Annotated in this window: 29 protein-coding genes; 15 read left to right on the plus strand and 14 right to left on the minus strand. The window is 61.0% G+C overall.

Annotation, left to right across the window (positions count from 1 at the left end):
- Window positions 1–162: 162 nt before the first annotated feature.
- From ACL2XN_RS15215 to ACL2XN_RS15225, 3 genes are all read right to left on the minus strand, one after another.
- Window positions 163–495 carry a FlxA-like family protein gene (locus ACL2XN_RS15215; RefSeq protein ID WP_413721964.1) on the minus strand — a complete coding sequence of 111 codons (333 nt, stop codon included), beginning with the start codon at window positions 493–495 and terminating at the stop codon, window positions 163–165.
- Window positions 496–719: 224 nt separating this feature from the next.
- Entirely contained in the window at window positions 720–1,205 is a 486-nt protein-coding gene (locus tag ACL2XN_RS15220; RefSeq protein ID WP_410012431.1) for an Hsp20 family protein, read from the minus strand.
- A gap of 138 nt (window positions 1,206–1,343) precedes the next feature.
- Window positions 1,344–2,228 (minus strand): AraC family transcriptional regulator, encoded by an 885-nt coding sequence (locus tag ACL2XN_RS15225; RefSeq protein ID WP_413727293.1) that lies wholly within the window; start codon window positions 2,226–2,228, stop codon window positions 1,344–1,346.
- Between the two features lie 134 nt (window positions 2,229–2,362).
- Between ACL2XN_RS15225 and ACL2XN_RS15230 the strand changes: the two genes are divergently transcribed.
- Window positions 2,363–3,118, plus strand: a complete 756-nt coding sequence (locus tag ACL2XN_RS15230) for an SDR family NAD(P)-dependent oxidoreductase (protein WP_413728985.1) — start codon at window positions 2,363–2,365, stop codon at window positions 3,116–3,118.
- A 29-nt stretch (window positions 3,119–3,147) separates the two neighbouring features.
- Here the strand turns inward: ACL2XN_RS15230 and phnE (ACL2XN_RS15235) are convergent, their stop codons facing one another.
- The 4 genes from phnE (ACL2XN_RS15235) to phnC all read right to left on the minus strand — a co-directional run bounded on the left by phnE (ACL2XN_RS15235) (window position 3,148) and on the right by phnC (window position 6,838).
- Window positions 3,148–4,053, minus strand: coding sequence for a phosphonate ABC transporter, permease protein PhnE (phnE, locus tag ACL2XN_RS15235; protein ID WP_410012434.1), 906 nt, complete (start codon window positions 4,051–4,053; stop codon window positions 3,148–3,150).
- On the minus strand, window positions 4,053–4,916 hold the full coding sequence (phnE, locus tag ACL2XN_RS15240; RefSeq protein ID WP_413728986.1) for a phosphonate ABC transporter, permease protein PhnE: 864 nt from the start codon (window positions 4,914–4,916) through the stop codon (window positions 4,053–4,055). Before phnE (ACL2XN_RS15240) ends, phnE (ACL2XN_RS15235) begins: the two co-directional genes overlap by 1 nt.
- A 64-nt stretch (window positions 4,917–4,980) precedes the next feature.
- Window positions 4,981–5,913, minus strand: coding sequence for a phosphonate ABC transporter substrate-binding protein (gene phnD, locus ACL2XN_RS15245; protein ID WP_410012436.1), 933 nt, complete (start codon window positions 5,911–5,913; stop codon window positions 4,981–4,983).
- 91 nt (window positions 5,914–6,004) lie between these two features.
- Window positions 6,005–6,838 carry a phosphonate ABC transporter ATP-binding protein gene (gene phnC, locus ACL2XN_RS15250; RefSeq protein ID WP_413721959.1) on the minus strand — a complete coding sequence of 278 codons (834 nt, stop codon included), beginning with the start codon at window positions 6,836–6,838 and terminating at the stop codon, window positions 6,005–6,007.
- Between the two features lie 395 nt (window positions 6,839–7,233).
- Between phnC and phnF the strand changes: the two genes are divergently transcribed.
- The 9 genes from phnF (at window position 7,234) to ACL2XN_RS15295 (ending at window position 14,291) form a co-directional block, all read left to right on the plus strand.
- Complete coding sequence (phnF, locus tag ACL2XN_RS15255) at window positions 7,234–7,959, plus strand: phosphonate metabolism transcriptional regulator PhnF (RefSeq protein ID WP_410016653.1); 726 nt, start codon at window positions 7,234–7,236, stop codon at window positions 7,957–7,959.
- Window positions 7,960–8,406, plus strand: a complete 447-nt coding sequence (gene phnG / locus ACL2XN_RS15260) for a phosphonate C-P lyase system protein PhnG (protein WP_410012438.1) — start codon at window positions 7,960–7,962, stop codon at window positions 8,404–8,406. It begins immediately after the preceding gene.
- Window positions 8,406–8,987, plus strand: coding sequence for a phosphonate C-P lyase system protein PhnH (gene phnH / locus ACL2XN_RS15265; protein ID WP_413728987.1), 582 nt, complete (start codon window positions 8,406–8,408; stop codon window positions 8,985–8,987). The genes phnG and phnH overlap by 1 nt, the downstream gene beginning before the upstream one ends.
- Window positions 8,987–10,087, plus strand: coding sequence for a carbon-phosphorus lyase complex subunit PhnI (locus ACL2XN_RS15270; RefSeq protein WP_410012440.1), 1,101 nt, complete (start codon window positions 8,987–8,989; stop codon window positions 10,085–10,087). The genes phnH and ACL2XN_RS15270 overlap by 1 nt, the downstream gene beginning before the upstream one ends.
- The gene (locus ACL2XN_RS15275) at window positions 10,080–10,940 is read left to right on the plus strand and encodes an alpha-D-ribose 1-methylphosphonate 5-phosphate C-P-lyase PhnJ (RefSeq protein ID WP_413728988.1); all 861 of its coding nucleotides are present in this window, start codon (window positions 10,080–10,082) and stop codon (window positions 10,938–10,940) included. Before ACL2XN_RS15270 ends, ACL2XN_RS15275 begins: the two co-directional genes overlap by 8 nt.
- On the plus strand, window positions 10,937–11,725 hold the full coding sequence (gene phnK, locus ACL2XN_RS15280) for a phosphonate C-P lyase system protein PhnK (protein ID WP_413728989.1): 789 nt from the start codon (window positions 10,937–10,939) through the stop codon (window positions 11,723–11,725). Before ACL2XN_RS15275 ends, phnK begins: the two co-directional genes overlap by 4 nt.
- Window positions 11,726–11,756: 31 nt before the next feature.
- Window positions 11,757–12,470 carry a phosphonate C-P lyase system protein PhnL gene (gene phnL / locus ACL2XN_RS15285; protein WP_413728990.1) on the plus strand — a complete coding sequence of 238 codons (714 nt, stop codon included), beginning with the start codon at window positions 11,757–11,759 and terminating at the stop codon, window positions 12,468–12,470.
- Window positions 12,460–13,596, plus strand: coding sequence for an alpha-D-ribose 1-methylphosphonate 5-triphosphate diphosphatase (phnM, locus tag ACL2XN_RS15290; protein ID WP_410012444.1), 1,137 nt, complete (start codon window positions 12,460–12,462; stop codon window positions 13,594–13,596). The genes phnL and phnM overlap by 11 nt, the downstream gene beginning before the upstream one ends.
- Before the next feature lie 92 nt (window positions 13,597–13,688).
- Window positions 13,689–14,291 carry a DapH/DapD/GlmU-related protein gene (locus ACL2XN_RS15295; protein ID WP_413721953.1) on the plus strand — a complete coding sequence of 201 codons (603 nt, stop codon included), beginning with the start codon at window positions 13,689–13,691 and terminating at the stop codon, window positions 14,289–14,291.
- 1 nt (window position 14,292) lies between these two features.
- Here ACL2XN_RS15295 and ACL2XN_RS15300 read toward each other — a convergent pair whose 3' ends face one another.
- Both ACL2XN_RS15300 and ACL2XN_RS15305 read right to left on the minus strand, forming a co-directional pair.
- Window positions 14,293–15,000 (minus strand): SDR family oxidoreductase, encoded by a 708-nt coding sequence (locus ACL2XN_RS15300; RefSeq protein WP_410012446.1) that lies wholly within the window; start codon window positions 14,998–15,000, stop codon window positions 14,293–14,295.
- A 21-nt stretch (window positions 15,001–15,021) separates the two neighbouring features.
- Window positions 15,022–15,774 (minus strand): SDR family NAD(P)-dependent oxidoreductase, encoded by a 753-nt coding sequence (locus ACL2XN_RS15305; RefSeq protein ID WP_413728991.1) that lies wholly within the window; start codon window positions 15,772–15,774, stop codon window positions 15,022–15,024.
- A 201-nt stretch (window positions 15,775–15,975) separates the two neighbouring features.
- On the opposite strand from ACL2XN_RS15305, the gene ACL2XN_RS15310 reads away from it, so the two are divergent.
- Window positions 15,976–16,920, plus strand: coding sequence for an AraC family transcriptional regulator (locus ACL2XN_RS15310; RefSeq protein WP_413728992.1), 945 nt, complete (start codon window positions 15,976–15,978; stop codon window positions 16,918–16,920).
- Between the two features lie 12 nt (window positions 16,921–16,932).
- Here ACL2XN_RS15310 and ACL2XN_RS15315 read toward each other — a convergent pair whose 3' ends face one another.
- Entirely contained in the window at window positions 16,933–17,841 is a 909-nt protein-coding gene (locus tag ACL2XN_RS15315) for a LysR substrate-binding domain-containing protein (RefSeq protein ID WP_410012449.1), read from the minus strand.
- 139 nt (window positions 17,842–17,980) lie between these two features.
- Between ACL2XN_RS15315 and ACL2XN_RS15320 the strand changes: the two genes are divergently transcribed.
- Window positions 17,981–18,724 carry a sulfite exporter TauE/SafE family protein gene (locus ACL2XN_RS15320; RefSeq protein WP_413730982.1) on the plus strand — a complete coding sequence of 248 codons (744 nt, stop codon included), beginning with the start codon at window positions 17,981–17,983 and terminating at the stop codon, window positions 18,722–18,724.
- Here the strand turns inward: ACL2XN_RS15320 and ACL2XN_RS15325 are convergent.
- Window positions 18,721–19,134: a VOC family protein gene (locus ACL2XN_RS15325; protein ID WP_410012450.1), complete on the minus strand. Its 414-nt coding sequence runs from the start codon at window positions 19,132–19,134 to the stop codon at window positions 18,721–18,723. The two genes, ACL2XN_RS15320 and ACL2XN_RS15325, sit on opposite strands and share 4 nt — an antisense overlap.
- A 136-nt stretch (window positions 19,135–19,270) precedes the next feature.
- The gene (locus ACL2XN_RS15330; protein ID WP_410012451.1) at window positions 19,271–19,672 is read right to left on the minus strand and encodes a winged helix-turn-helix transcriptional regulator; all 402 of its coding nucleotides are present in this window, start codon (window positions 19,670–19,672) and stop codon (window positions 19,271–19,273) included.
- 90 nt (window positions 19,673–19,762) lie between these two features.
- Here ACL2XN_RS15330 and ACL2XN_RS15335 point away from each other — a divergent pair, with 90 nt between their 5' ends.
- Window positions 19,763–20,728 (plus strand): aromatic alcohol reductase, encoded by a 966-nt coding sequence (locus ACL2XN_RS15335; RefSeq protein WP_413728993.1) that lies wholly within the window; start codon window positions 19,763–19,765, stop codon window positions 20,726–20,728.
- A gap of 110 nt (window positions 20,729–20,838) precedes the next feature.
- On the opposite strand, the gene ACL2XN_RS15340 is transcribed toward ACL2XN_RS15335, so the two are convergent.
- On the minus strand, window positions 20,839–21,804 hold the full coding sequence (locus ACL2XN_RS15340) for an AraC family transcriptional regulator (RefSeq protein WP_413727300.1): 966 nt from the start codon (window positions 21,802–21,804) through the stop codon (window positions 20,839–20,841).
- Between the two features lie 82 nt (window positions 21,805–21,886).
- Between ACL2XN_RS15340 and ACL2XN_RS15345 the strand changes: the two genes are divergently transcribed.
- Window positions 21,887–23,113, plus strand: coding sequence for an MFS transporter (locus tag ACL2XN_RS15345; protein ID WP_410012454.1), 1,227 nt, complete (start codon window positions 21,887–21,889; stop codon window positions 23,111–23,113).
- Window positions 23,114–23,310: 197 nt separating this feature from the next.
- A complete protein-coding gene (gene mntP, locus ACL2XN_RS15350) occupies window positions 23,311–23,883 on the plus strand; it encodes a manganese efflux pump MntP (RefSeq protein ID WP_410012455.1) in 573 nt (190 codons plus the stop codon).
- A gap of 11 nt (window positions 23,884–23,894) precedes the next feature.
- On the opposite strand, the gene ACL2XN_RS15355 is transcribed toward mntP, so the two are convergent.
- Window positions 23,895–24,797 (minus strand): LysR substrate-binding domain-containing protein, encoded by a 903-nt coding sequence (locus ACL2XN_RS15355; RefSeq protein WP_413728994.1) that lies wholly within the window; start codon window positions 24,795–24,797, stop codon window positions 23,895–23,897.
- Window positions 24,798–24,837 lie beyond the last annotated feature (40 nt).

Raw genomic sequence — 24,837 nt, forward strand, 5'->3', positions numbered from 1 at the left:
TGGTTCAATTTATAGCGACACATTGGGCTTAGCAAGATTTTTTGAACCAATTGGTTTTTTATTGCCGAACGGAACACCCCCCGGCCGGCAAACCAGGGTAAAGTATAGTGCAGGACAGGCCGGAGTGGTAAGCGGGCCCGCCCCGGCGGCCGGACGGCGGCTTTAGATGTACACGTCGACCTTATCGGCGTCGGCGGCGCGATTGACGCCATCGGCTTTAATCTCGTCGGTCGCGGCGGTTTTTTGCGTGCCGACGGATTTTTCGGCCTGCTGCTGGCGCAGTTGAGCAATTTGCGCTTCCAGCATTTTGATTTGCGCCTCGATAAGCTGTTGCTGCTCCTGTTTCAGGTCGGCAGTCAGGCTGGACTGGGAGACGGTTTTCAGTTGCTTGGTCAATTTGGTGATTTGCTGGGTAAGATTCTTGATTTGCGCGGCGACGTCGCTGCCGCCCCCGGACGATGTGGCCGACGCCGAGGATGTGATGGTATTGGACAAGGTAGGGCTCCTTTTTCTATGCACCCGGTAGGTTATCGGCAACCCTGCGGGCGTCTTCAGCGCGCACATTGCAAAGAAAGCGCAAAGAAACCGTAAAAAAAGCCCGATGACAAAGGCAAAGCGGCGCACGGGGGCGCTACGCTTTACGCTGTTTGCCCCATAGCGGCGGCAAATAGTCTGAACCCCGGTCAAAGCCGGGGTTCAGGGCCGGGCGGACAACACCGTTACGCCACATCATGCTCCAGCGCTTTCGGCGCATCCTGGTTGCGCTGTCCAATCGCTATTTTTCGCGGTTTTTCCGTTTCCGGTATTTCCTGCAGCAAATTCACCGTTAACAGGCCATTTTCCAGATTGGCGCCTTCAACCTTGACATGTTCCGGCAGCCGGTAGCTCAGGGAGAAATCAGTCCGGCTGATGCCGCGATGCACCCAGCCGTCTTGTTCTTCAGCGGTGTTTTCTTCTTTGCGTTTACCGCTGATGACCAGCGTGCCGCCCTGGGCGCTGATGTCCAGCTCGTCTTCCTTCCAGCCGGGAACGCTGAGGGTTAAATCATAGCGGTCGTCGCCATGCCGGCGTATATCATAAGACGGCGTCGTGGACAGCGGCGTGTCGCCGGTGAGTTGGCTGAACAGCCGGTCGATGCGATCGAACCGATCGCTGAAAATAGCATCGTTAAAGCTTGGGAATACGGATAATGTTGTGCGTGCCATGGTTAAACCTCCTGAATATCAGTTGCACATTCAAAAGCTCAAACCTGAAGGCAATATCATCTGTTGCCTTCGCTAGTTAAATAAGGGCGCCACCACGGCTTTCAAGGGGAAATTTTGTGATATTGATCACAAATTAAATCACTGGGCCCCGCGTCTTTCCGCCTGTGTGTCCTTACCCGGCGGCAGGCCGAACATCCGGCTATATTCCCGCGTAAACTGCGATACGCTTTCGTAGCCCACCGCAAACGCGGCGCTGCCCGCCGTCATACCTTCCGCGCGCAATAACCGGCGCGCCTCGATCAGGCGCAGCTGCTTTTGGAACTGCAGCGGCGAAAGCGAAGTGACGGCGCGAAAGTGATGATGGAATGATGACGGGCTCATGCCGGCCGCCTGCGCCAGGCTATCGACCCGCAGCGGCTGGGCGAACCCGGTGCGCAGGATGGCGACGGCGCGCGCCACGCGCCGGAAATGGCCGTCCGGCCAGCCCAGGCGGCGAATGGCCGCGCCATGCCGGCCGGCCAGGAGCCAATAATGCAGTTCGCGCACCAGCTGCGCATGCAGCACCGGCACCGCCGCCGGGCGGTCCAGCAGGCGCATCAGGCGCAGCGCGGCGTCGGCGACCTCGGCGTCGGTCGGCTGGGCATGCACCGGGATCCCGGCGGCTGCCGGGTCCGCCTGCATTTCCACCGTCAGTTCCGCTATCACCGCCAGATCCAGGTCCAGCACCAGCGAAAGGTAGGGCGCGTCGCTGCTCGCGCCAGTAACCTGGCTTACCGTCGGCACATCCGCCGTGATCAGCAGCGAGTCGCCGGCGCGAAACGAGAACGCGCGGGTTCCCATCGCCACCTGCTTGCTTCCCTGCAGCACCAGGCAAACCAGCGGTCGGGAGATATCGTAAACCAGTCCGCTGGGCGCGGTCGCGCGGATGGTGGTCAGCCCGGCGATGGGAGTGTGGGCAAGTCCGGCGGGATCGGCGTAAGCCTCGACATACCGTCGCACGGCAGTAAGCAGGGTATCATTCATGCGCAGATGCTAGCCGATCGCCGGCCGGCAGGCAAATCAGTTTGGAGGAATAGGCAAAGAACGTCGAGGTTTCGGCAACGATGAAGGCACGGCGGACCGCTTATGATGGACATCCCAATCAAGAGGAGTGCCCCATGACTAAAATCGCCATCGTTACCGGCGCCAGCCGCGGACTCGGCCGCAGCAGCGCCTTAGCCATCGCCCGCCGCGGCGGGGATGTGATCATCACCTACCGCAGCCGCGGCGAAGACGCCCGATCCGTCGTCGCCGACATCAACGCCATGGGGCGCAAGGCGGTCGCCCTGCCCCTCGATACCGGCAATATCGCGGGCTTCGCGCCGTTTGCCGCGGCGGTGAAGGCGGCGCTGAGCGAAACCTGGCGGCGCGACAGCTTTGATCATCTGGTCAATAATGCCGGCCATGGTGATTACGCACCTATCGGAGAAACGACCGAGGCGCAGTTCGACAGCCTGGTCAACGTCCATTTCAAAGGCGTGTTTTTCCTGACCCAGGCGCTGCTGCCGCACATGGCGGACGGCGGACGCATCGTGAACCTGTCCTCGGGCCTGACCCGGGTAGCGTATCCCGGCTACGCCGCTTATGCCGCGGTAAAGGGGGCGGTTGAGGTGTTAAGCCTCTACCTGGCGAAGGAACTGGGCAGCCGCGGGATTGCGGTCAATACAGTGGCGCCGGGCGCCATCGAAACCGACTTCGGCGGCGGCGCGGTGCGGGACAATCCGGAGATCAACGGGATTTTCGCCGCGATGACCGCACTCGGCCGCGCCGGCCTGCCCGACGATATCGGACCGATGATCGCCAGCCTGCTGTCGGAAGACAACCGCTGGATTAACGCCCAGCGTATCGAGGTCTCCGGCGGCCAAGGCATCTGATGCGGATATCCGTGCGCCGCCGGACGCCGTTATTTCACCTCGCGGGCGATCCGCGGCGCCTGGAATAAGGGGATGTCATTACCGGTAATGTATTTCTTGCGCAGCAGGGACGAAATCTTATCCATGACCATCACAATTACCACCAGCACCAGGGTAATAAACATCACCACATCCCAATTCCACAGGCGCATATTTTCAGCGTAAACCAGCCCTACCCCGCCCGCGCCGACAAAGCCCAGCACCGCGGCGGAGCGGGTATTGGACTCAATTTGGTACAGGCTGAGCGCCAGGAAGGCGGGAAACGATTGCGTATAGATGCCGAAGCGCTGTTTTTGCACGTAGTTGGCGCCCACCGCGCTCAGGCCGCGGCCGGGCGATTTATCCACCGCCTCATGGCCTTCGGCGTACAGCTTGCCGAGCAGGCCGACATCCTGCACGATAATCGCCATCACCCCGGCCAGCGGCCCCATGCCGACGGCGCGCACGAACACCATTCCCCAGATAGCCATATCGATACCGCGGAAAATATCAAACGTGTGGCGGACCACAAGGGCGATAGGCCGCAGCGCCGGCGTGGACATCACGTTGCGCGCCGCCAGGAAAGACAGGGGCAAGGCAATCAGGGTGGCGGTAAGGGTGCCGACCCAGACAATGGCGATGGTGAGGAAGATCTGCCCGAGGTAATAGGCAAACGGCCAGTGGGCCACATCATGCCAAACCAGCATGCGCGCCATGTAATGGCCGATTTGCTGGCAACCGAGCAGGAAACGCGGCCACGGCAGGCCGAACGCCGAAAAAAAATAAACATAATACAGCGCGACGGCGGCGGTCAGCAGGCCCAGCCGGCGCAGGTAGCGGTTTTGCCGGGCGAAGATATCTTTGTGCCGCCGCCTGGATTCCGCCAGCGCCTGCGGTGACAATGTTGTGGTCGGCATCAGCCCCTCCCCTCCACGACCCATTTGCGCAGCCTGCCGGAAATATAATCCAGCAGCGCCACCACCAGGATGATCAGCAGCAGCGTCATGCTGACCTGATCGTACTGATCGAGTTTAATATTGGTCATCAGCTCCTGGCCGATGCCTCCCGCCCCCACCAGCCCCAGAATGGTCGACAGGCGGAAATTGATTTCCAGGCGCATAAAGCTGTAGGACAGGAAGATCGGCTTCACCTGCGGCCACAGGCCGAAGCGCATGCGCTGTAATGTCCCCGCGCCGCAGGCGGACAGCCCGCGCACGGGTTTGTCCGAAGCCGACTCAATGGCTTCATAAAACAGTTTGGTCAGGCTGCCGACGGTATGTACCGCCAGCGTCAGGAACCCGGGGAACGCGCCGATGCCGAACGCCATCACAAACATCACCGCCCAGGCCAGCTCCGGCATGGTGCGCAAAAACGCCACCAGCGTACGCAGCGCGAAGCGCAGCGGTGCGGGACTGCGGGTATTATTAGCCGCCAGAAACGCCAGTACGCTGGCGACCAGCACCGATAATATCGTCGAAGCCAGCGCCAGCTGCACGGTATCCCAAATCAGCGGCAGCTGGATAGGCAGCCGGTAGCCCCAGTAAGGCAGCGAGCCCAGGGTATGGCGATCGGCGAACAATACCCGCCAATGCAGGACAGGAATGGTTTGCGCCAGATAGTCGAAAAAGTGGGGAATGGCGACCCAAACCGCGTACAGGTTGAATTCGGCGATATTGCCGGCGCCAAGATACAGCAGCACCAGCGCCCCCGACCATAGCAGCGAGTCGCGTTTATGTTTGCGCCGGACCTGATGATAATAGTGGTTGAAATCAGTATTCATAGGCCATCGTTTCAGAGCCGGCCGCCAACTGGCGGCCAGCGGGGGTTAACAACCCTACCGCGCCTTAGCGATTGCCTTTCACCAGCTCGCGTTTCAGGTCGATAATATCCTGGAATTCCTTCAGGGACGTGGGGGCGATATGCTGTTTGCCGCCAACCGCCTTGATAAAGCATGAGTGGTCTTGCTTATCCAACTGCTCGATAGCATCGACCAGTTTGGCTTTAAAATCCGCCGGCAGGGAGTGGCGTACTAATATCGGGCCATTGGGAATTAACGGCGATTGCCAGATAATGCGGATTTGTTTCATCAAATCGGGATGGTCCGCCTTAATCAGGCGCACAAAGGCGCCGGTGTTGTAACCCTTATCGTAATCGCCCACCATCGACGCCCAGGTTACCGCCCCTTCGAACTGGCCGTTCAGCACGCCCAGAATATCCTGCTCATGACCGCCGGAAAAAGTAACGCTTGAGAAAAAGTTATTGTATTTATTATCAATATTGCCGCCAAATTGCTTCTTGAACACATGATCCGGGATCAGATAACCCGAGGTGGAATCCTGGTCGGCGTAACCAAAGGATTTACCTTTCAGATCTTCCAGCTTTTGATACGGGCTGTCGGCCTTGACCACCACTACAGAATGATAGCCCCTTGACTGATCGGTATCGTCCACCACGATGCCCGCCAGATCGACCGCGTTGGGATTGGCGATATACACCGAGGCAAAGGACGACGGCGACATGCTCAATACCATATCCACCTTCTCGCCCAATAACCCCTGAATGACGCCGGAATAATCGGAGGAGTTGCGCAGCTTGGTATCGACATTTAATTTTTTATCCAGAAAATCCTTCACGCACATATTGTCGCCAATCTGCTGCGTCGCGTTCTGCCCGCCGAGAATACCCAGGTTAAGTTCTTTCGGGGCATCGGCCGCACCGGCATTCAATGTCATGAAGGCACCGGCCAGCAAGGTTATCAGGGAACATGTCTTTTTCATTAAAATAGCCTTTGTGAGTCAATGAATAAAATGGCAAAAAGTGTGGGTTAATCCAACCCGCCCGCTCTATTAACGGAGGCTGATCTGCTTATCAATGAACCTGGGCAATTTCATCGCCATATAATATCTGCAAGACGTGCTCATCCAGCAGATCGGGATGTCCGTCATAAACAATCCGTCCCTGGGAAATACCTATTACTCGCGTGCAATATTCTTTTACTAATTCAACGGAATGCAGGTTTATCAAAACGGAAATATTATTTTCGGCCACGTTCTTCAGCGCACCCATAATACGGTGGGTATTTTTGGGATCGAGAGAAGCCACCGGCTCGTCCGCCAGCATTATTTTCGGGTTTTGCATCAGCGCGCGGCAAATGGCCACCCGCTGCATTTGCCCGCCCGACAGATGCTCCGCCCGTTGCAGGGCGTGGGGCAGCATATTCAGCCATTGCAGGAGTTCGATCGCCCTGGCGCGATCGTTATCGTCGAATATTTTAAACAGGGATTTTAACGTCGATGTCTGGCTTAATCGTCCCAGCAGAACGTTGGTAATGACATCCAGGCGCGGCACCAGGCAAAAATCCTGGAAAATCATGCCGCACTGCGCCCGCCATCGCCGCATCTGGCGCGCGGGCAGACTGGCGATATCCAGCATGCCGCCGTCTTGCGCGTAATGCAGGATTTCGCCGCCGGAGGCGGGCAATGAGCCGTTGAGGATATGCAGCAGGGTGGATTTCCCCGCGCCGGAACGGCCGATGATCGCGACAAATTCACCGGCGTACAGGTCAAAGTTAATGTCCTGCAATACCTTATTTTGCGGATTAAAATGCTTATTCAATCCCCTGACCGCCAAGACCTTTTTTTGTTCCAGCGCCAGCAGTACGGGATCCTCGGGCTGCGCCAACTGCAACAGTGCCTGTGCCATAAGTTTGCTCCGGAATAAGTCTACCAAACCACTATGGATTGCTATTAACGGATTAATATATGACAGCAGGATGATATTATTATGATGCTCAGGTGACGCTGCCCCGGATTAAGTCATTCATCAGCCTGTTGCCCCAAAAAATATATTCCCGTCGCATGAGCAATATCTTTTTATCTCTTTAATTCAAATAGCTGCAGACGTTTCTTCTTTTATAAAAACAGTGAATGGCAAGTATTCATTGCGATGTCATCTTATTTTAACCCCACTGTCATCTTGCGCCGCCATCATGCTATGCAATGTCGTAACGGAAGCGTTGCCGTATGTTATGCCGCCACACCGCGCCATCCCGTTATTGCATACCCACTGTCCGCCGCCCCGTGGAGATTTTTATTATGATGCAGTTATCTAGACATCCGACCAGTTATCCCACGCTTTATCAGCATATCGCCGCGCAGCTGGAGCAGGAGCTGCGCACGCAGTACCGCAGCGGCGAATATTTGCCGTCGGAGCAGCGCCTGGCGCAGCGCTATCAGGTTAACCGCCACACCCTGAGGCGCGCGGTGGATCAACTGGTGGATCGCGGCTGGCTGCAGCGTCGGCACGGTATCGGCATCCTGGTGTTGATGCGGCCCTATGACTATCCGCTGCATGCCCAGGCGCATTTCAGCCAGAACCTGCTGGATCAGGGCAGCCACCCCACCAGCGAACTGCTGCTGGCGGTGCTGCGACCGTGCAGCGTGCCGGTGGCGGACGCGCTGTCGTGCCAGGCCGGCGCAACCGTGATTCATTTACGCACGCTGCGCCGGGTCAACGGCGTGCCGCTCAGCGTTATCGACCACTATCTGCCGGACCTGGCGTGGTGGCCCGAACTGCAGCAGTTCGCCAGCGGTTCGCTACATGAATTTATCACTACGCGCCTGGGCGAGAAGCTGGTGCGCAGGCAAACGCGCATCAGCGCGCGGCGGGCCCAGACCAAGGAAAGCCAGCTTCTGGAGGCGGCCCATCAAATCCCGCTGCTCTGCGTGCGCACGCTCAATACCCGCGGCGACAGCGACCGGATAGCGGAATACTCCTTTACCCTGGCGCGCGCCGATATGATTGAACTGACGATGGAGCACTGAATGTTTACCTTACAGCAAAGACAGCGCTGGATGTCGGTACTGGCGTCCTCCCCCGCCGCGGAAGTGCGGGCCGGCTGGCAGACCCTGGATCTTAACGTCCCGTTTGACATTATCCGCGCGCCGGAAACCGGGCTTACCCAGCTTGTCGCGCGCATGGGCGCCACAGGACGCCGTTTTGTCCTGGGCGACATGACGGTAACACGGGCCGTGGTCCGCCTTGGCAGCGGCACCTATGGCTACAGCTACGTGGCCGGTCGCGATAAAGCCCATGCCGAGCTGTGCGCCCTGGCGGATGCCATGCTGCAACGGGCGGAGCATCATGAACGCCTGCATCGGCAATTAATCGAGCCCCTGTCCGCCCGGCGGCAAGAGCAACACCAATTACGGGCGCGTGAAATCGCCGCCAGCCGCGTGGACTTCTTTACCCTGGTGCGGGGGGATAACTGATGACGCTGCTGCCAGGATTTACCCAACCGGTGCACCAGTCCCAGCAGGCTTTTCGCCTGATCCTCAAAGCCCTGAGCGAACCCGGCTCCCGGGTGACCCTGCCGGTAAAGGACGGGTGGCATCCGCTCGGCAAGGCCGCCACCGGCGTACTGCTGACGCTGGCCGATGGGGAAACGCCGCTCGCCATCTGCCCGGCATTGGGCAGCGACGCCGTTATCAACAACCTGCGTTTCCATACCGGCGCGCCGCTGGCCGCACGCCCGGCGCTCGCCAGCCTTGCCGTATTCGATAACCGGCTTACCGCCGCGCAGCTCCAGGCGCTGGCGCACGGCACTGAAATTTCGCCCGAGCTCGGCGCCATGGTGGTAGTGCAAATCGACAGCCTGGACGATGGCGTACCGCTGCGCCTGAGCGGCCCGGGCATAGAGCATCCGCGCCGGGCGGCCCCGGCGCTGCCGGCGCCGCTGCTGGATTACCTGATCAACCGGCCACAGCGTTTCCCGCTTGGCCTTGATTTCCTGCTAGCCTGCGAAGACGGCCTGATGGCCATTCCCAGGACCACCCATGTGGAGGTGTGCTGATGTATGTTGCGGTGAAAGGCGGGGAAAAGGCGATTGATGCCGCCCATCAACTACAGGAACATCTGCGTCGCGGCGACGACGCGATCCCGGCGATCGGCTGCGGGCAGATCGATCAACAGCTCGGCCTGGCGGTGGATCGGGTCATGACCGAAGGCGGCATCTACGATCGGCAACTGGCGTCGCTGGCGATAAAACAGGCCAGCGGCGATCTGGTCGAGGCCATCTTCCTGCTGCGGGCTTATCGCACCACCTTGCCTCGCCTGGCGGTGAGCGAACCGGTCGCCACGGAAAAAATGCGCCTGGAGCGCCGCATTTCGGCGGTTTATAAAGATCTGCCCGGCGGACAGGTGCTCGGGCCGACCTATGACTATACCCACCGGCTGCTGGACTTCGCCCTGCTGGCGGAGGGCGCGCCGGTACCGGCCGCGCCGCGCGCCGACGCCGCGCTGCCCGATGAATGCGCCCATGTGTTCAGCCTGCTCGGCCAGCAGCAGCTGGCTCCCGGCGAACACGACGACGGCGCGGAACCGGACGATATCACCCGCCGTCCGCCCACCTATCCCAGCTCGCGCTCCGCCCGCCTGCAGCAGCTGGTACGCGGCGACGAGGGTTTTCTGCTGGCGCTAAGTTACTCCGGCCAGCGCGGTTACGGCCGCACCCATCCGTTTGCCGGCGAGATCCGCAGCGGCTACGCGACGGTCACCGTCGTGCCGGAAGAGCTGGGTTTTGCCATTGATATCGGCGAAATCCTGCTGACGGAATGTGAAATGGTCAACGGCTTTGTCGACCCCGCGGACCGGCCGCCGCATTTTACCCGCGGCTACGGGCTGGTATTCGGCCGCGCCGAGCGCAAGGCGATGTCCATGGCGCTGGTCGATCGCGCGCTGCAATGCGGCGAGTACGGCGAGCAGGTCGATAGCCCGGCCCAGGACGAGGAGTTCGTGCTGGCCCATGCCGATAATGTGGAGGCGGCGGGATTTGTTTCCCATCTCAAGCTGCCGCACTACGTCGATTTCCAGGCTGAACTGGAATTGCTTAAACGCCTGCGCCAGGAATTTGTCCACGGCGCCGGCACCGGATCGGAGAACCCCCATGAGTGAGACATTGGCCGGCTATAATCCGGGCTATCTCGACGAACAAACCAAACGCATGATCCGCCGCGCCATTCTCAAGGCGGTGGCCATTCCGGGCTACCAGGTGCCGTTCGGCGGGCGTGAAATGCCGATGCCCTACGGCTGGGGCACCGGCGGGGTCCAGCTCACCGCCAGCATTATCGGCCGCAACGATGTGCTGAAGGTGATTGACCAGGGCGCGGACGATACCACCAACGCGGTGTCGATCCGCCGCTTTTTCCAGCGGGTGGCGGGCGTCGCCACCACCGTGCGCACGACCCAGGCCACGCTTATCCAGACCCGCCACCGTATCCCGGAAACGCCCCTGGCGGCGGACCAGATCCTGATTTACCAGGTGCCGATCCCCGAGCCGCTGCGCTTTATCGAACCGCGCGAAACCGAAACCCGTAAAATGCACGCCCTGGAAGAATACGGCGTCATGCAGGTCAAGCTGTACGAGGATATCGCCCGTTACGGCCATATCGCCACGACCTACGCTTATCCGGTGAAGGTGAACGATCGCTATGTCATGGATCCCTCGCCGATCCCCAAGTTCGATAATCCCAAAATGCATATGATGCCGGCGCTGCAGTTGTTCGGCGCCGGCCGTGAAAAACGCATCTACGCCCTGCCGCCCTTTACCAAGGTCAAGAGCCTGGATTTCGATGATCATCCCTTTAGCGTGCAGCGCTGGGAACAGCCCTGCGCGCTGTGCGGATCCCGCGCCAGCTACCTGGACGAGGTGGTGCTCGACGACGCGGGCAATCGCATGTTTATCTGCTCCGATACCGATTTTTGCCAGCAGCAGCTGGCGCAACAGCCACAGGGGAATCCCGTATGACCTCCGTATCGCTTTCCCCGACGCCGCTGCTGTCGGTTGAGCGCCTCACGCATCTCTACGCGCCGGGAAAAGGCTTCAGCGACGTCTCGTTCGATATCTATCCCGGCGAGGTGGTCGGCATTGTCGGCGAGTCCGGATCGGGCAAAACCACGCTGCTGAAAGCCATTTCCGCGCGGCTCACGCCGCAGGAGGGCAGGATAACCTATTGTCCGGCCACCGGTCCGGGGCGCGACCTGTACGCCATGGCGGAAAGCGACCGCCGCCGCCTGCTGCGCACCGAATGGGGCGTGGTGCACCAGCATCCCCTCGACGGGCTGCGCCCGCGCGTCTCCGCCGGCGGCAATATCGGCGAGCGCCTGATGGCCGTCGGCCAGCGTCATTATGGCGAGATCCGGCAACAGGCCGCCCACTGGCTGGAGGATGTGGAAATCCCGGCGGCGCGCATTGATGATTTGCCCACCACGTTTTCCGGCGGCATGCAGCAGCGGCTGCAGATCGCGCGCAACCTGGTCACCCGGCCGCGGCTGGTGTTTATGGATGAGCCCACCGGCGGACTGGATGTGTCGGTGCAGGCCAGGCTGCTGGATCTGCTGCGCGGGCTGGTGGTCGAGATGCAGCTGGCGGCGGTGATCGTCACGCACGATCTCGGCGTGGCGCGCCTGCTGGCCCATCGGCTGCTGGTGATGAAGGAAGGACGGGTGGTGGAGAGCGGACTCACCGATCGGGTGCTGGACGATCCCCATCATCCCTACACCCAGCTCCTGGTCTCGTCGGTCTTATCCTGAGACGGAGACATCTATCATGTGGAACCATCGGATGAATACGCAATTGCGGGTCGAACATCTCAGTAAAACCTTTGTGCTGCATCAGCAAAACGGCGTGCGCCTGCCGGTGCTGCGCGACGCCAACCTGACGGTCAAGGGCGGCGAATGCCTGGTGCTGCACGGCCATTCCGGCAGCGGCAAGTCCACCCTGCTGCGCTCGCTGTACGCCAATTACCTGCCCGACCAGGGCCATATCTGGATACGGCACCAGGACGGATGGCTGGATATGGTCCAGGCCGAGGCCCGGCAAATCCTGGCGGTGCGCCGCCATACCGTCGGCTGGGTGAGCCAGTTTTTACGGGTGATCCCGCGCATCAGCGCCCTGGACCTGGTGATGCAGCCATTACTGGAGCTGGGCGTCGAACGCGTGCAGTGCCGCGAGCGCGCCGAGGCATTGCTCGACCGGCTGAATGTGCCCCGCCGGCTTTGGCATCTGGCGCCCTCCACCTTTTCCGGCGGCGAGCAGCAGCGGGTCAATATTGCGCGCGGTTTTATCATCGATTACCCGGTATTGCTGCTCGACGAGCCCACCGCGTCGCTCGACGGCCGCAACGGCGCGGCGGTGGTCGCCCTGATCGAACAGGCCAAACAGCGCGGCGCCGCCATTGTCGGCATTTTCCATGACGACGCCGTCCGCCAGCGGGTGGCGGACCGGCTCTACGCTATGCAACCGTCTCATGAGGTGAATACCCCCGATGATCATTAATAACGTCAAACTCATATTAAAAGATGAGATTGTCAGCGGTTCGCTGGAGATGCGCGACGGCATGATTCTCAGCTACGCCGACAGCGCCAGCCAATTGCCCCAGGCGCTGGACGGCGAGGGCGGCTGGCTGCTGCCCGGGTTAATCGAACTGCATACCGATAACCTGGATAAATTCTTTACCCCGCGCCCGAATGTCGACTGGCCGGCGCATTCCGCCATGAGCAGCCATGACGCGCTGATGGTGGCCAACGGCATCACCACCGTGCTGGACGCGGTGGCGATAGGCGATGTGCGCGACGGCGGACACCGGGCCGGCACGCTGCAAAAAATGATCGACGCCATTGTCGCCAGCCACGCCTCCGGCGCCACCCGCGCCGAACACCGGCTGCACCTGCGCTGTGAATTGCCCCATAGCAGCACCCTTGGGCTGTTTGAGCAATTTATGGATCAGCCGGCGGTGGCGCTGGTGTCATTAATGGATCATTCGCCGGGCCAGCGCCAGTTTGTCTCGTCGCTGAAATACCGTGAATATACCCAGGGTAAATATCATCTCAGCGATCGGCAAATGGATGCCTTTGAACAGGAACAGACCGCCCTGGCCCTGCGCTGGTCGGCGCCCAACCGCGCGGCGATCGCCGCCCATTGCCGCCGGCGCAATATTACCCTGGCCAGCCATGACGACGCCACCGTGGCGCATGTGCAGGAATCCCGCGCCCTGGGCAGCGCCATCGCCGAATTTCCCACCACCGAGGCGGCGGCGCGCGCCTCGCACCAGCTGGGTTTGCAGGTATTGATGGGCGCGCCGAATATCGTGCGCGGCGCATCGCATTCCGGCAATGTGGCGGCCCACCATCTGGCCTCGATTGGCGTGCTGGATATCCTCTCCTCCGATTACTATCCGGCCAGCCTGCTGGACGCCGCGTTTCGCATCGCGGCGGATGAGACCAACGGTTTTACCCTGCCGCAGGCGGTGATGCTGATGACCGGCAATCCGGCGCGGGCGCTGGGACTCGGCGATCGCGGCCTGATTGCCGAAGGCTTGCGCGCCGATCTGGTGCTGGCCCATCGCCATCACGGCCATGTGTCGGTGAAAAATGTCTGGCGGCAAGGGCGGCAGGTCTTCTGACCGCGGCCCGCTGCGCCTTTCAGCCCGCGGCGGCGGGGCAGGCAGCGCCGATCCGCCGTGAAGAATGCGTTATTTTGACAGGAACCCAACTCATGACATCCCGGTCACAGCCGAAAATCGGCAACAACGTGATATTGAACAGCACCCGCCTCGGCCAGTATGTTCATCTGGCCGATGACGCCTTTCTCGAAGAGGTGGACATGGGCGATTACTCGTATACCGACGGCCATAACAAGATTTCGTACGCCACCATCGGTAAATTCGTCTCGATCGCCTCTTATGTGCGCATCAACCCGGGCAACCATCCCACCTATCAGCGCATCGCCCAGCATCATTTTACCTATCGCAGCTCGGCATACGGACTGGGCGCCGACGACGAGGCGTTTTTCGACTGGCGGCGCGAACGGCATGTCACCATCGGTCATGACGTGTGGATAGGCCATGGCGCCACCATTATGCCCGGCGTCACCATCGGCAACGGCGCGGTCATCGGCACCGCGTCGGTGGTGACCAAGGACGTCGCGCCCTACGCGATTGTCGCCGGCGTACCGGCGAAACCCATCGGCAGCCGTTTTGACGCGACGCTGATTGAACGTATCGAGCGCAGCCAGTGGTGGCATTGGGATCATGAGACGCTGCAACAGCGCCTGGCGGATTTTCGCGATCTGGACAGTTTTATCGCGCGCTATTTGTAGTTCACCACGGTAAGGGTTTTCCCTGATAATCCAGGTAAAGATGTTGTCCGCTATGGCGATAATGCTCCACTACGTCCGCCACGCCCGTGACGCTCGTCAGCACGTCTATTTCCGCGGCCACCCTGCCGTCCAGCGTGCCCATTGCGGTGGCGGCCCATCCCGGATGCAGCGAAAGTACGGTAACGCCCCGCGCCTTTTGATCGGCATAGATACCACGCGCTAACATATTCAACGCAGCCTTGCTCGCCCGGTACAGCTCCAGGCCGCCCTCCACATTGCCGGCGATACTGGCGCGGTGAGACGACATAAACGCCAGCGTGCCCCTTTCGCGCAGGAAAGACAGCAGACTACGGGCCAACCGGGCAGGGCCAAAGGTATTGGTCAGCATAATCTGCATCATCTCCTCATCAGTGGCCTCCAGCACTGACTGATGTAAGGCGCCGTAAATACCCGCATTGAGATATATAACGTCAAACTTGCGTTCTCCCAGCGCGGTTTTAAGCTCCTCGATCTGTTCGCGGGCGGTAACGTCTATATAGCCGATGGCCAGTCTGGCCGGATCGGCTACCGCAATACGTTCAAGCGACGTGGTATCGGCGCCGGGAAACGCCGTCACAAACAGCCGCCACCCCCGTTGGAAAAATTGTTCCGCCAGGCCAAGGCCCAGTCCGCGTTCCGCCGCGATGATCAGTATGTCTTGGTTGTTCATTTGTTTTACTCCCAAAAATGTTTAACGTGCCGTATAACCGCCGTCGGCCATGATTAACGCGCCGGTGACAAAACTGGCGCGCGGCGACGCCAGCCAGGCGATGACATCGGCGATTTCCCCCGGCTGAGCCACACGGCCCAAGGCATGCAGATGACCGTAGCCGGCCAGGGTGGCGCGGCTATCCGCGACGATGCCGTTCAGGATGCCGGTTTCCACCACCCCGGGCGCCACAGCGTTTACGCGGATGTTGTGGGCGCCGTATTCAAGCGCCATCACTTTGGTTAGCTGCGCGATAGCCCCCTTAGAGGCGGCATACGCGGCGGTGTCGGCCATACCGATAACGCTGACCACCGACGCTACGTTTACAATAGCGCCCTGCTCCTGCGCCGCCATCACCCGCAGCGCCTCGCGGGAATGCAAAAAACAACCGCGCGCGTTGACGGCCAGGATCTGATCCCATTCTTGCGCGCTGGTGTCGGCCACGGATTTGTTCAGCGTGCGCCCGGCGTTGTTCACCAGAATATCCAGCCCGCCATACTGCTCTTGCGCTAACTTTATCGCCTGCTTTGCCGTGGCTTCCTCGCTGACATCCGCCACCAGCGTCACAATGTGGCCGGCTTGTTCTAGATCCCTAACCTCGGGATTAATATCTTCCGCTACGATGCGAACGCCATGGGCCAGCAGCAGCGCCACGGTGGCGCGGCCGATATCCCCCGCCGCGCCGGTAACAATGGCAACCCGTTCCCTCAGGCCTTGGGTGGTATCTATAGACATAATGTTTACCCTACGATGGGCGGTAAGGAACCCAGTGTCCCTTTCTCGCCAGATGGCTGATTGAGGCCTATTGTAAAAATTGCCAGCGAGGGAAATAATGCCCAGGCCTCTAAATAAATTGCCTATTCCTATCGCAATAAGGTAAAAAAAGAGCAATAATTTTGAAATAATCCAGTAAAAACCTGGATATATAAGAGAAATATGCTTTCTACCACACACTCCCTAGGCGGGGAAATAGTCGGCCACCTTCTGCGCCTGGCGTCCAATCCGGGTTACAACCACTCATTGCTGCCCGGTGTACGCTTGCTACGCGCCAACGCCGCTCTGGAACGTACCCCCGTCTTGTATGAGCCCTGTATTGTATTTGTCTGCCAGGGGCGCAAACGCGGTTTTCTCGGTGACGCCGTGTTTGTCTATGATGCCCGGCACTATCTGGTGCTGTCGGTTCCCCTGCCCTTTGCCAGCCAAACCGAGGCCAGTGCCGATGAACCCATGCTGGCGATATCCATGAAACTGGATTTCAAACTGCTGGCGGAGGTAATGCTAACCCTGTCCCGGCAAAAACCCGCGGGGTATGCGGCTCCCGCCAGTATGGTGTCTACGCCTATCGATGAAGCGTTAAGCGAAGCGATATTGCGGCTGGTGAAAATCCTCGGTTCCGCACTCGACTGTCAGGTGCTGGGTGAAGGTATAATCAAGGAAATTTATTATCGGGTATTGCTGGGGGAACAGGGGGAAGCGCTGCGCGCCGCGCTGGACAACCAGGGGCATTTTGGGCAAATAGCCAGAGCGATGCAAAAAATACAGCAGCAGTTCGCCGCGCGCATTGATGTGACCGAACTGGCCGCAAACGCCGGCATGAGCATTCCCGCTTTTCATGCCCATTTTAAAGCGGTGACGCAAAGCACGCCGATGCAGTATCTTAAATCCACTCGTTTGCACCAGGCTCGCCTGTTGATGGTGCGCTCAGGCCTGAGCGCGGCGGAGGTCGCTATCCGGGTCGGTTATGAAAGCCCATCCCAGTTCAGCCGGGAGTTTAAACGGTTGTTCTCACGCAGCCCACGCCAGGAAGCGGTGCGCATGCGCGACCTGCTGCAGGTCAAAGCCGCGCTGGCATGGCCGGATTATATCACCCTGGAGGAGTAATCTGGCCAGGCTTTATCCCCCGGGTGTTGGCGCCTGGGGGTTTAACGCACCGAGAAATTCAACCAGCTTTTTTGCCGCTGGGGTAAGATCGAGGCGCGAGCGCATGGCGATCCTCAACTGCCGCCGGGTCCAGTTTTCGTCCAGCGGGATAAAGGCCACGCCGTCGTCCGGCCCGTTCGCCGCCATGGCGATGGGCAATATGGCAATCCCCGCGCCGCCGGCCACCATGCGCCGGATATTATCCAGGCCGCGCACCCGGGCCCGCAGCCGCAGGGTTTTACCGGCGCGGATCGCGTGTCCTTCGATATGCCGCGCCAGCGCGCTGTCTTCCGGCAGGCCGATAAACTCATGGTCCAGCGCCTCGCTGAAGCTGACCCGCCGACGCCGTTCCAGCGCATGTCCCGGCGCCACCGCCAGCACTAAACAATCCTGCCTGAACGGCAGGATTTCCAGCCCGCTGAAATCCGCATGATCCGCCGCGATACCGATATCCGCCGCGCCGCGCGCCACCGCGCGGGTAATCTCCTCGCTGGGCAGTTCATCCAGCTCAATATCCACGCCGGGATGCAGCCGCAGGAAATCACACAGCGGCCCGGGCAAAAACTGCCCCAGCGCCACGGTGTTCGCCAGCAGCCGCACCTGCCCCTTGATGCCTTGGGTAAAGGCGCTTAATTCGCCCGACAGCTGCGCGGCGTGTCCCAGGATGATTTTTGCCCGGTCATAGACCACCCGTCCCGCCGGCGTGGCCGTGACGCCCCGGTGGCGGCGCGCCAGCAGGCGGACGCCCGCCTCCCGTTCCAGACCGGCGATGCGGGCGCTGGCGGACGACAGGGACAGGCAGGCCCTGCCCGCGCCGGCGGTAATGCTGCCGGCGTCGACGACCCACACCAGCAGACGTAAATCGGTCAGGTCGAAATGCATGATATTACCTCCCTACCCGTGTGCGGCTTGGCGGCTAGCCTTCGGATATAACGAAGGCCGACTTAAAAACATACGCATTGTGCCGCATCCTTTACGCGGCAAAAATAGAAGGACCCGCACTTTGAGAAAAAAGCTTACCATGGAACCGACGCTGTATATCCTGTTAATCGGGCTGACATTCCTGATCGCCGGTGTGGTAAAGGGCGTGATTGGCCTTGGCCTGCCTACCGTTGCCATGGGCGTGCTGGGCGTGGTGATGCCGCCCGCGCAAGCGGCCGCGCTGCTGATTATCCCTTCGCTGGTGACGAATATATGGCAGCTGTGCAGCGGGCCGCACCGGGCGCGTTTATGCCGCAGGCTTTGGCCGATGCTGCTGGCCGTATGCCTCGGCACCTGGTACGGCGCCGGCATGATGGCGGGCGCAATGGCGGCGTGGACATCGCTGTGGCTGGGGATCCTGCTGATGGTCTATGCGCTGGTCAGCCTGCTTAACCGGCAGGCGCGGGTGCCGCCCGCGGCGGAGAAATGGCTGGGGCCGCTGGCGGGAGGAATCACCGGCCTGGTAACCGGCGCCACCGGCGTGTTTGTCCTCCCCGCCGTGCCCTATTTAAATGCCCTGGCCCTGGCGCGGGACGAGCTTATCCAGGCGCTGGGGCTGTCGTTTACCGTCTCGACCCTGGCGCTGGCGGCCAGCCTCGCCTGGCATCATATGCTGCCGTTGCACGCGCTGGGCCTGTCGCTGCTGGCCGTTATTCCCGCGCTGGCGGGCATGTTTTTCGGCGCCTGGCTGCGCGCCGTCATCAGCCCCGGACTGTTTCGCCGCTGTTTTTTCCTGGGCCTGCTCGGCCTTGGCCTGGAAATCGCCTGGCAACATTTGCCTTAGGCCGCGCCGGCGCCGGATTCGTCGCCCCAGGCCCGGTTTTGCAGCACCAGCCGATAACCGTCATGATCTTGGAAGGTCTTGCCCGCCACGTCCCAGTACGGATTAAACGATACCACCCGCTCGAAACCCGCCTCGCCCAGACGCTGGCACGATCGCCGCCACCGCGCCTCATCCGGCAGGTAGAGCACCAGCAGATCTTCCGGCGTCGGCGCCGGTGGCACCGGGTGCTGTTCGCAAACGGTAAATTCAAAATGCCAGGGCAGTCCCTGCGCGCCGAGCATGACGCCGTTAAACCCATTATGGCCGGTAAAACTGCCCAGCACCCGCATGCCGAGGCCCGAGCAGTACATTTCCCTGCTGAGTTCAAGGTTGGTGACGGGGCGGGCGATGCGCATATGCGATGTGAGCATGGTAAGATCTCCGGGTTAAACAGGACCGTGGCCCCTGGCATAACTATCCTGATCTCACTGTAATACATAACCGCCGTCCGGGCATCATCTCCAAACCGGATTGTTTCCCCGGATAACGCTAGCCGCCCGGGACGACTTACGGACGCTCCCGGGCGGTATCGAAAGTCGCCCGTGCCTGGCGAAACCGGTCGGCATTCTCCACCACCCATAACCACAGCGGTATCATTTGCCCCAGCAACTGCCTGCCCAGCTCCGACAGCTCATACTCCACGCGCGGGGATTTCTCAAAATAGTCATAACGCAGCACCAGCCCGTCGCGCTCCAGCTGCCGCAGCGAGCGGGTCAGCATACGCTGCGTCACCCCGCCCATGCGCCTGGCTATCTCCGCATGGCGCAGCCGTCCCCCCACGCCCAGGATGTGTACGATGCCGAGCGACCAGCGGTTGCCGGCATGGGTCAGCACCTCGCGCTTTAAACCATCGTCGTCGTCGCTCAACGCGTCGCACACGGCCTGCGACCGTGCAATCATATCGCTCATTTCCACATTGCCTCCCGGTATCACCGGTGTGCCTTCTTGTTCTTCATCATGGGAGATGTAACCCTGGTCGCAACTTAATAGGAGAAGTCCATGAACGTCAACCCTGTAAATACCCACGACGCTATCCTGGTGATCGGCGCCGGCGAGCTCGGCATGGCGGTGATCCGCAATTTGGCGCAGCGCGCCGCCTTATCCGCCTGCACCACCATCACCGTGCTGCTGCGCCAGGCATCCATACACAGCCGGGAACCGGGCAAACAACGCGATGTGGCCGAACTGCGCGCGCTGGGCGTACAGTTGCTCGCGGGCGATCTGCTCACCGCGACCACATCGGACCTGGCCGACCTCTTCCGGCCGTTTACCACCCTGGTGTGTTGCACCGGCTTTGCCGCCGGCGGCGGCACGCAGCTTAAAATAGCCCATGCGGTACTGGCGGCGGGAGTGAAACGCTATTTTCCCTGGCAATTCGGCGTCGATTACGATCTGATCGGCAAAGGCAGCGGCCAGGATCTGTTTGACGAACAGCTCGACGTGCGCCATCTCCTGCGGGCGCAAACGCGCACCGAATGGGTCATCATTTCCACCGGCATCTTTACCAGCTATCTGTTCGAGCCGTCTTTCGGCATCGTGGATCTGGCGCACAACACCGTGCATGCCCTGGGCAGTTGGGATAACGCCGTTACCGTCACCACGCCCGAGGACATCGGCGTACTGACCGCGGCTATTCTGTTCGCCGCGCCGCGCATCGTCAACCAGGTGGTGTATATCGCCGGCGATACTCTGACCTATGCGCGGCTGGCGGATATCGTTGACGGCGTAACCGGCACCAAGGTTCGCCGTGTGACATGGGATTTAGCGTACCTCGCCGCCGGACTGGCGCGTGAACCCGGGGATACGGTGCGCAAATACCGGCTGGCTTTCGCCAAAGGAACCGGCGTGGCATGGGATATGAACCAGACGTTTAATCACCAGCACCATATCGGCATAACAAACGCAGAGCAGTGGGCGCGGCAAAAAATCAGCGGACAATCCCGCAGCGCTGGCGACGCGGCCTAAAGCGACCCGGCCAGGCCGATGTGTTCTCTATAACGCGCCCGGACGTTAGCGCCTGGTCGCGTAGCGGCCGGAATAACGCCCGGTTTTCCTCTTGCCATAGCATGACAATGTCAGGCCTCCTGTTTCGCAACGTTGCGAAAATGACTCGGCGCCGTGCCGATAATGCGCTTAAAGGCGCGGCTGAAGGACGCCTCGGAGTCATATCCCAGCCGCTGGGCCACCTCGGAAATGCGCGCGGAATCGCGGATAATCCACTGCCGCGCCTGGTGCATACGCACCTGCGCGACATAGCGGGCCGGCGTTTCCCCAACGATGGCGGCAAACTTGCTGGCGAAGCTGGAGCGCGACGCGCCCATCACGCCGGCCAGTTCGGACAACGGCCAGTCACGGTGGGGCGCCGCGTGGATAGCCGCCAGCACGCGGCCGATTTCCGGGTTGCGCACCGCGGCAATCCATCCCGCCGCGCTGCCGCAGCCGTGTTCTACCCAGGCGCGGATAATCTGCGCGGCCAGGACATCGGCCAGGCGCGTTACCATACCGCACGCGCCCACCCGGTTCATCGCCACCTCGCAGCCCATGGCCTCCAGCAAAGGCACGATCGCCGGCTCGTTACGCATCAGCTCATGGGCGCGCATCATATCGGGCATCATGCGCAGCAAGGGATGCAGGCTATCAAGATTAAAACGCATGGAACCGTAGAACAGCACGCAATGCTCGCCTTCCTCGCCGGCGTTTAAATCGAAGAAATTGCCGGTAATCGATTGACACTGCCAGCGGGGAAAGGCTTGCGGCGCCACGCCCGGGGCGCTTGCCAGCGCGTGCGCGCTGCCGCGCGGCAACAGCACCGCGTCGCCCGCGTTCAGCTCTTCCCATGCGCCGGCCGGGGTCTGCAGCCAGCAGCCTTTTTCCGCCACGAACAGAAAACAGGCGTCCTGGCGGGCCGGAAACGCAAAGGCCCAGGGCGCGGCAAGTCGGCAGCGGCCATATTCCACCCCGTCCAGTCGCAGTCCCCGCAGCATATCGGTTAAAGGATCGTTTAACGGCGGCGCGCCAGATTTGGACGAATTGTCAAGCATTACGGGTTTCCTAGCATGGATGTTCCAACTCTTCAACTGTACCATCCGGATCATACCTTGCAAAGAATCTCGTGGAGTCTCCATGTCAGAAAAGTCCTGTACCGGTGATGAAAGCTTGTCATGCCCTGGGGCGCGTACCGATAACGGGCGCTCCGCCGCGGCCTGGAGCGCGGTGGTTTCACTGTCGCTCGGCGTATTTGCCCTGGTGACGGCGGAATTTTTACCCGCCAGCCTGCTGACGCCGGTCGCCGCCGATCTGGGCATCTCGGACGGTGCCGCCGGGCAGGCGGTAACGGCGACGGCGCTGGTGGCCGCCATCGCGGGCCCCGCGGTGGTGCTCGGCACGGGCAAAGTGGACCGGCGCATGGTCGTCTGGGGGCTGGCGCTGCTGCTGGTGCTGTCGAATCTGCTGGCCGCCGTCGCCGCCAATATCTGGGTGCTGATCGCAGCCCGGGTGCTGCTCGGCATAGCCCTGGGCGGCATCTGGTCGCTGGCGGCCGCCATTGCCCTGCGCCTGGTGCCGGCCCGGTTATTGCCGCGGGCCATGATGATTATTTTTACCGGCGTTTCGGCGGCCACGGTTTGCGCCCCGGCGCTGGGCGCCTATCTGGGCGATATCCTGGGCTGGCGCGCCACTTTTCTGGCGGCCGCCGGCATCAGCATCGCCGCCTTGCTGGCACAGCTGGTCACCCTGCCCCGGCTGCCGCCGGCGGATGTGCCGAGCCTCGGGACATTTTGGCTGCTGCTGCGCCGCCCGGGCATCCGCATCGGCCTGGTTACCGTGATATTCGTCATCTCGGGGCATTTTGCCGGCTTTACCTATGTACGCCCTTTTTTGGAACAGGTGCCGCACTTTGACGTGCGCATGATTTCCCTGGCGCTGCTGGCCTTCGGCATCGGCGGGTTTTTCGGCAATCTCGCCGGTGGCTTTATCGCTGAACGCAGCGCCCGCCTGGGCGTTGGGCTGGCGGCGCTCCTGCTCAGCGTCATGGCAGCGTTGCTGCTTGCCTACGGCGCGTTGGCCGGGCTGGCTTTTGCCGCCACGGCGACCTGGGGTTTTGCCTTTGGCGCGCTGCCGGTAAGCTTCCAGACCTGGAACACGCTGGCCGCGCCCGATCATGCGGAAACCGCCGGCGCCCTGCTGGTGACGACGTTCCAGATCGCCATCGCGCTGGGCGCAGTGGCGGGCGGCCTGTTGGTGGACGGCTTCGGGCCGCCGGGCGCCATCGCCTACAGCGGCCTGACGCTGCTGGCCGGCGGCCTTATCATGCTGATCGCGGGCCGGCGCAGCGAGCAGCGGCCGGCGTAAAGCGTCGCAATTTTATACCGCTAAACAGCCATGGCTATAAAATATAGCCATGGCTATACTTAATCCCATGTTTTTATTGTCTTTTTTTTCCCGCGATAACGCTGTATCATCCCCTCTTTCACTGATTAACCGGTATGCGCCCGCCGCGCAGGACGAACAGCGGCAGGATCGATGCCAGGCACCACCCGGTAATAATAATGAATATGTACGCCACCATGATCCTCGCCTTCGCCATGTCGATGGACGCCTTTGCCGCCTCCATCGGCAAAGGGGCGACGCTTGAACGCCCGGGGCTGAAAGAGGCGCTGAGAACCGGCGCCATCTTTGGCGCGGTGGAAGCGATCACGCCGGTAATCGGCTGGATAATGGGCATTGCCGCCAGCAAATACATCGTCGCCTGGGATCATTGGATCGCCTTCATCCTGCTGGGTATCCTGGGCGGCAGAATGATGATTCACGGCTGTTTTAACAAAACCACCGACGATCTGCCGCCGCGCAGAAAACACAGTTTCTGGCTGCTGGTCACCACGGCCATCGCCACCAGCCTGGATGCCATGGCGGTAGGGGTCGGCCTGGCCATCCTGCAGGTGAATATCGTCACCACGGCGCTGGCCATAGGTACGGCAACGCTGGTCATGACCTCATCCGGCGTGCTGCTTGGCCGCTTCCTGGGCCCGGTCATGGGTAAATGGGCCGAGATCCTGGGCGGCATGGTGCTGGTCGGCATCGGCTGTCATATCCTGATCGAGCATCTCGGCCTGTTCAGCTAAACCGCGGCGCCTTATGCGCCGAAGCCATGGGAGCCGAGGGCCTCGACCAGATAATCGACAAAAGACTGGATCCGGGAAGACAGCGCCGTATTACGATAATACACCGCATTAATCGGCTGGCGGACATCCAGCGTCTGCCGCTGAAACAGTTGACACAACCTCCCCTCCCGCCGATCCGCGCACGTCATAAAATCCGACAGGCAGGTGATACCGGCGCCATTGAGCGCCAGTTGCCGCAATGTTTCGCCGCTGGACGCGCGGATGGACGGCTGGATATGCAGCGGCAGCCCGCTGTCATCGGGCAGCGGCCATTCATTCAGCGCTTCGGGTTGGTTAAAACCCAGCAGGGTATGCCGGGATAATTCCGCCACGCTTGCCGGCGTGCCGCGCGCGGCCAGATAAGCGGGACTGGCGAGCACGCGGATGCGGCTGTTGCCGATAAGCCGGGCGTGCAGCGTGGAATCCTTCAGCCGCCCGATGCGGATCGCCAGATCGGTGCGTTTTTCCAGTAAATCGATAATGCCCTCATTGCTGTTCAGCTCCAGCGCCACCTGGGGATAGCGCGCACAATACCCCGCCACCAGCGGCACGATGACGTGCAGCATAAACGGCGAGGCGGCATCCACGCTCAGCAGCCCGGACGGCTGGTTACGCCGCATGGACAGCAATTCCTCCGTCTCCTCGACGGCGCGGACGATATCCCGGGCGCGCTCGAGAAAGGCCCGGCCCTCCTCGGTAAGTTCCAGCCGGCGCGTGGTGCGCCTGAGCAGCGTGGTGCGCAGTTTCTCTTCCAACCGCCCGAGGGTGCGGCTGGTGGCGGAAATGGTTTGATCCAGCTGCGCGGCGGCGGCGGTAATGGAACCGCTGTCCACTACCGCGATAAACGCCTGCATTTCATCAAGAGTCGTTTTCATATTTGATTAATTATCAAATATGTTTGCCGGATATGCCACT

It is taken from the genome of Sodalis sp. RH22, assembly GCF_047324165.1.
Classification (GTDB): Bacteria; Pseudomonadota; Gammaproteobacteria; order Enterobacterales; family Enterobacteriaceae; genus Acerihabitans.

Coding starts and splice junctions, on each gene's coding strand:
- phnK (WP_413728989.1), top strand. CDS start 10,937: ATGACCTCCGTATCGCTTTCCCCGACGCCGCTGCTGTCGGTTGAGCGC.
- ACL2XN_RS15340 (WP_413727300.1), bottom strand. CDS start 21,804: ATGCTTGACAATTCGTCCAAATCTGGCGCGCCGCCGTTAAACGATCCT.
- ACL2XN_RS15335 (WP_413728993.1), top strand. CDS start 19,763: ATGAACGTCAACCCTGTAAATACCCACGACGCTATCCTGGTGATCGGC.
- mntP (WP_410012455.1), top strand. CDS start 23,311: ATGAATATGTACGCCACCATGATCCTCGCCTTCGCCATGTCGATGGAC.
- ACL2XN_RS15325 (WP_410012450.1), bottom strand. CDS start 19,134: ATGCTCACATCGCATATGCGCATCGCCCGCCCCGTCACCAACCTTGAA.
- phnM (WP_410012444.1), top strand. CDS start 12,460: ATGATCATTAATAACGTCAAACTCATATTAAAAGATGAGATTGTCAGC.
- ACL2XN_RS15315 (WP_410012449.1), bottom strand. CDS start 17,841: ATGCATTTCGACCTGACCGATTTACGTCTGCTGGTGTGGGTCGTCGAC.
- phnH (WP_413728987.1), top strand. CDS start 8,406: ATGACGCTGCTGCCAGGATTTACCCAACCGGTGCACCAGTCCCAGCAG.
- ACL2XN_RS15305 (WP_413728991.1), bottom strand. CDS start 15,774: ATGTCTATAGATACCACCCAAGGCCTGAGGGAACGGGTTGCCATTGTT.
- ACL2XN_RS15230 (WP_413728985.1), top strand. CDS start 2,363: ATGACTAAAATCGCCATCGTTACCGGCGCCAGCCGCGGACTCGGCCGC.
- phnC (WP_413721959.1), bottom strand. CDS start 6,838: ATGGCACAGGCACTGTTGCAGTTGGCGCAGCCCGAGGATCCCGTACTG.
- phnE (WP_413728986.1), bottom strand. CDS start 4,916: ATGAATACTGATTTCAACCACTATTATCATCAGGTCCGGCGCAAACAT.
- ACL2XN_RS15270 (WP_410012440.1), top strand. CDS start 8,987: ATGTATGTTGCGGTGAAAGGCGGGGAAAAGGCGATTGATGCCGCCCAT.
- phnE (WP_410012434.1), bottom strand. CDS start 4,053: ATGCCGACCACAACATTGTCACCGCAGGCGCTGGCGGAATCCAGGCGG.
- ACL2XN_RS15295 (WP_413721953.1), top strand. CDS start 13,689: ATGACATCCCGGTCACAGCCGAAAATCGGCAACAACGTGATATTGAAC.
- ACL2XN_RS15275 (WP_413728988.1), top strand. CDS start 10,080: ATGAGTGAGACATTGGCCGGCTATAATCCGGGCTATCTCGACGAACAA.
- ACL2XN_RS15320 (WP_413730982.1), top strand. CDS start 17,981: ATGGAACCGACGCTGTATATCCTGTTAATCGGGCTGACATTCCTGATC.
- ACL2XN_RS15310 (WP_413728992.1), top strand. CDS start 15,976: ATGCTTTCTACCACACACTCCCTAGGCGGGGAAATAGTCGGCCACCTT.
- ACL2XN_RS15330 (WP_410012451.1), bottom strand. CDS start 19,672: ATGAGCGATATGATTGCACGGTCGCAGGCCGTGTGCGACGCGTTGAGC.
- ACL2XN_RS15300 (WP_410012446.1), bottom strand. CDS start 15,000: ATGAACAACCAAGACATACTGATCATCGCGGCGGAACGCGGACTGGGC.
- ACL2XN_RS15345 (WP_410012454.1), top strand. CDS start 21,887: ATGTCAGAAAAGTCCTGTACCGGTGATGAAAGCTTGTCATGCCCTGGG.
- phnF (WP_410016653.1), top strand. CDS start 7,234: ATGCAGTTATCTAGACATCCGACCAGTTATCCCACGCTTTATCAGCAT.
- phnD (WP_410012436.1), bottom strand. CDS start 5,913: ATGAAAAAGACATGTTCCCTGATAACCTTGCTGGCCGGTGCCTTCATG.
- phnG (WP_410012438.1), top strand. CDS start 7,960: ATGTTTACCTTACAGCAAAGACAGCGCTGGATGTCGGTACTGGCGTCC.
- ACL2XN_RS15220 (WP_410012431.1), bottom strand. CDS start 1,205: ATGGCACGCACAACATTATCCGTATTCCCAAGCTTTAACGATGCTATT.
- ACL2XN_RS15355 (WP_413728994.1), bottom strand. CDS start 24,797: ATGAAAACGACTCTTGATGAAATGCAGGCGTTTATCGCGGTAGTGGAC.
- phnL (WP_413728990.1), top strand. CDS start 11,757: ATGAATACGCAATTGCGGGTCGAACATCTCAGTAAAACCTTTGTGCTG.
- ACL2XN_RS15225 (WP_413727293.1), bottom strand. CDS start 2,228: ATGAATGATACCCTGCTTACTGCCGTGCGACGGTATGTCGAGGCTTAC.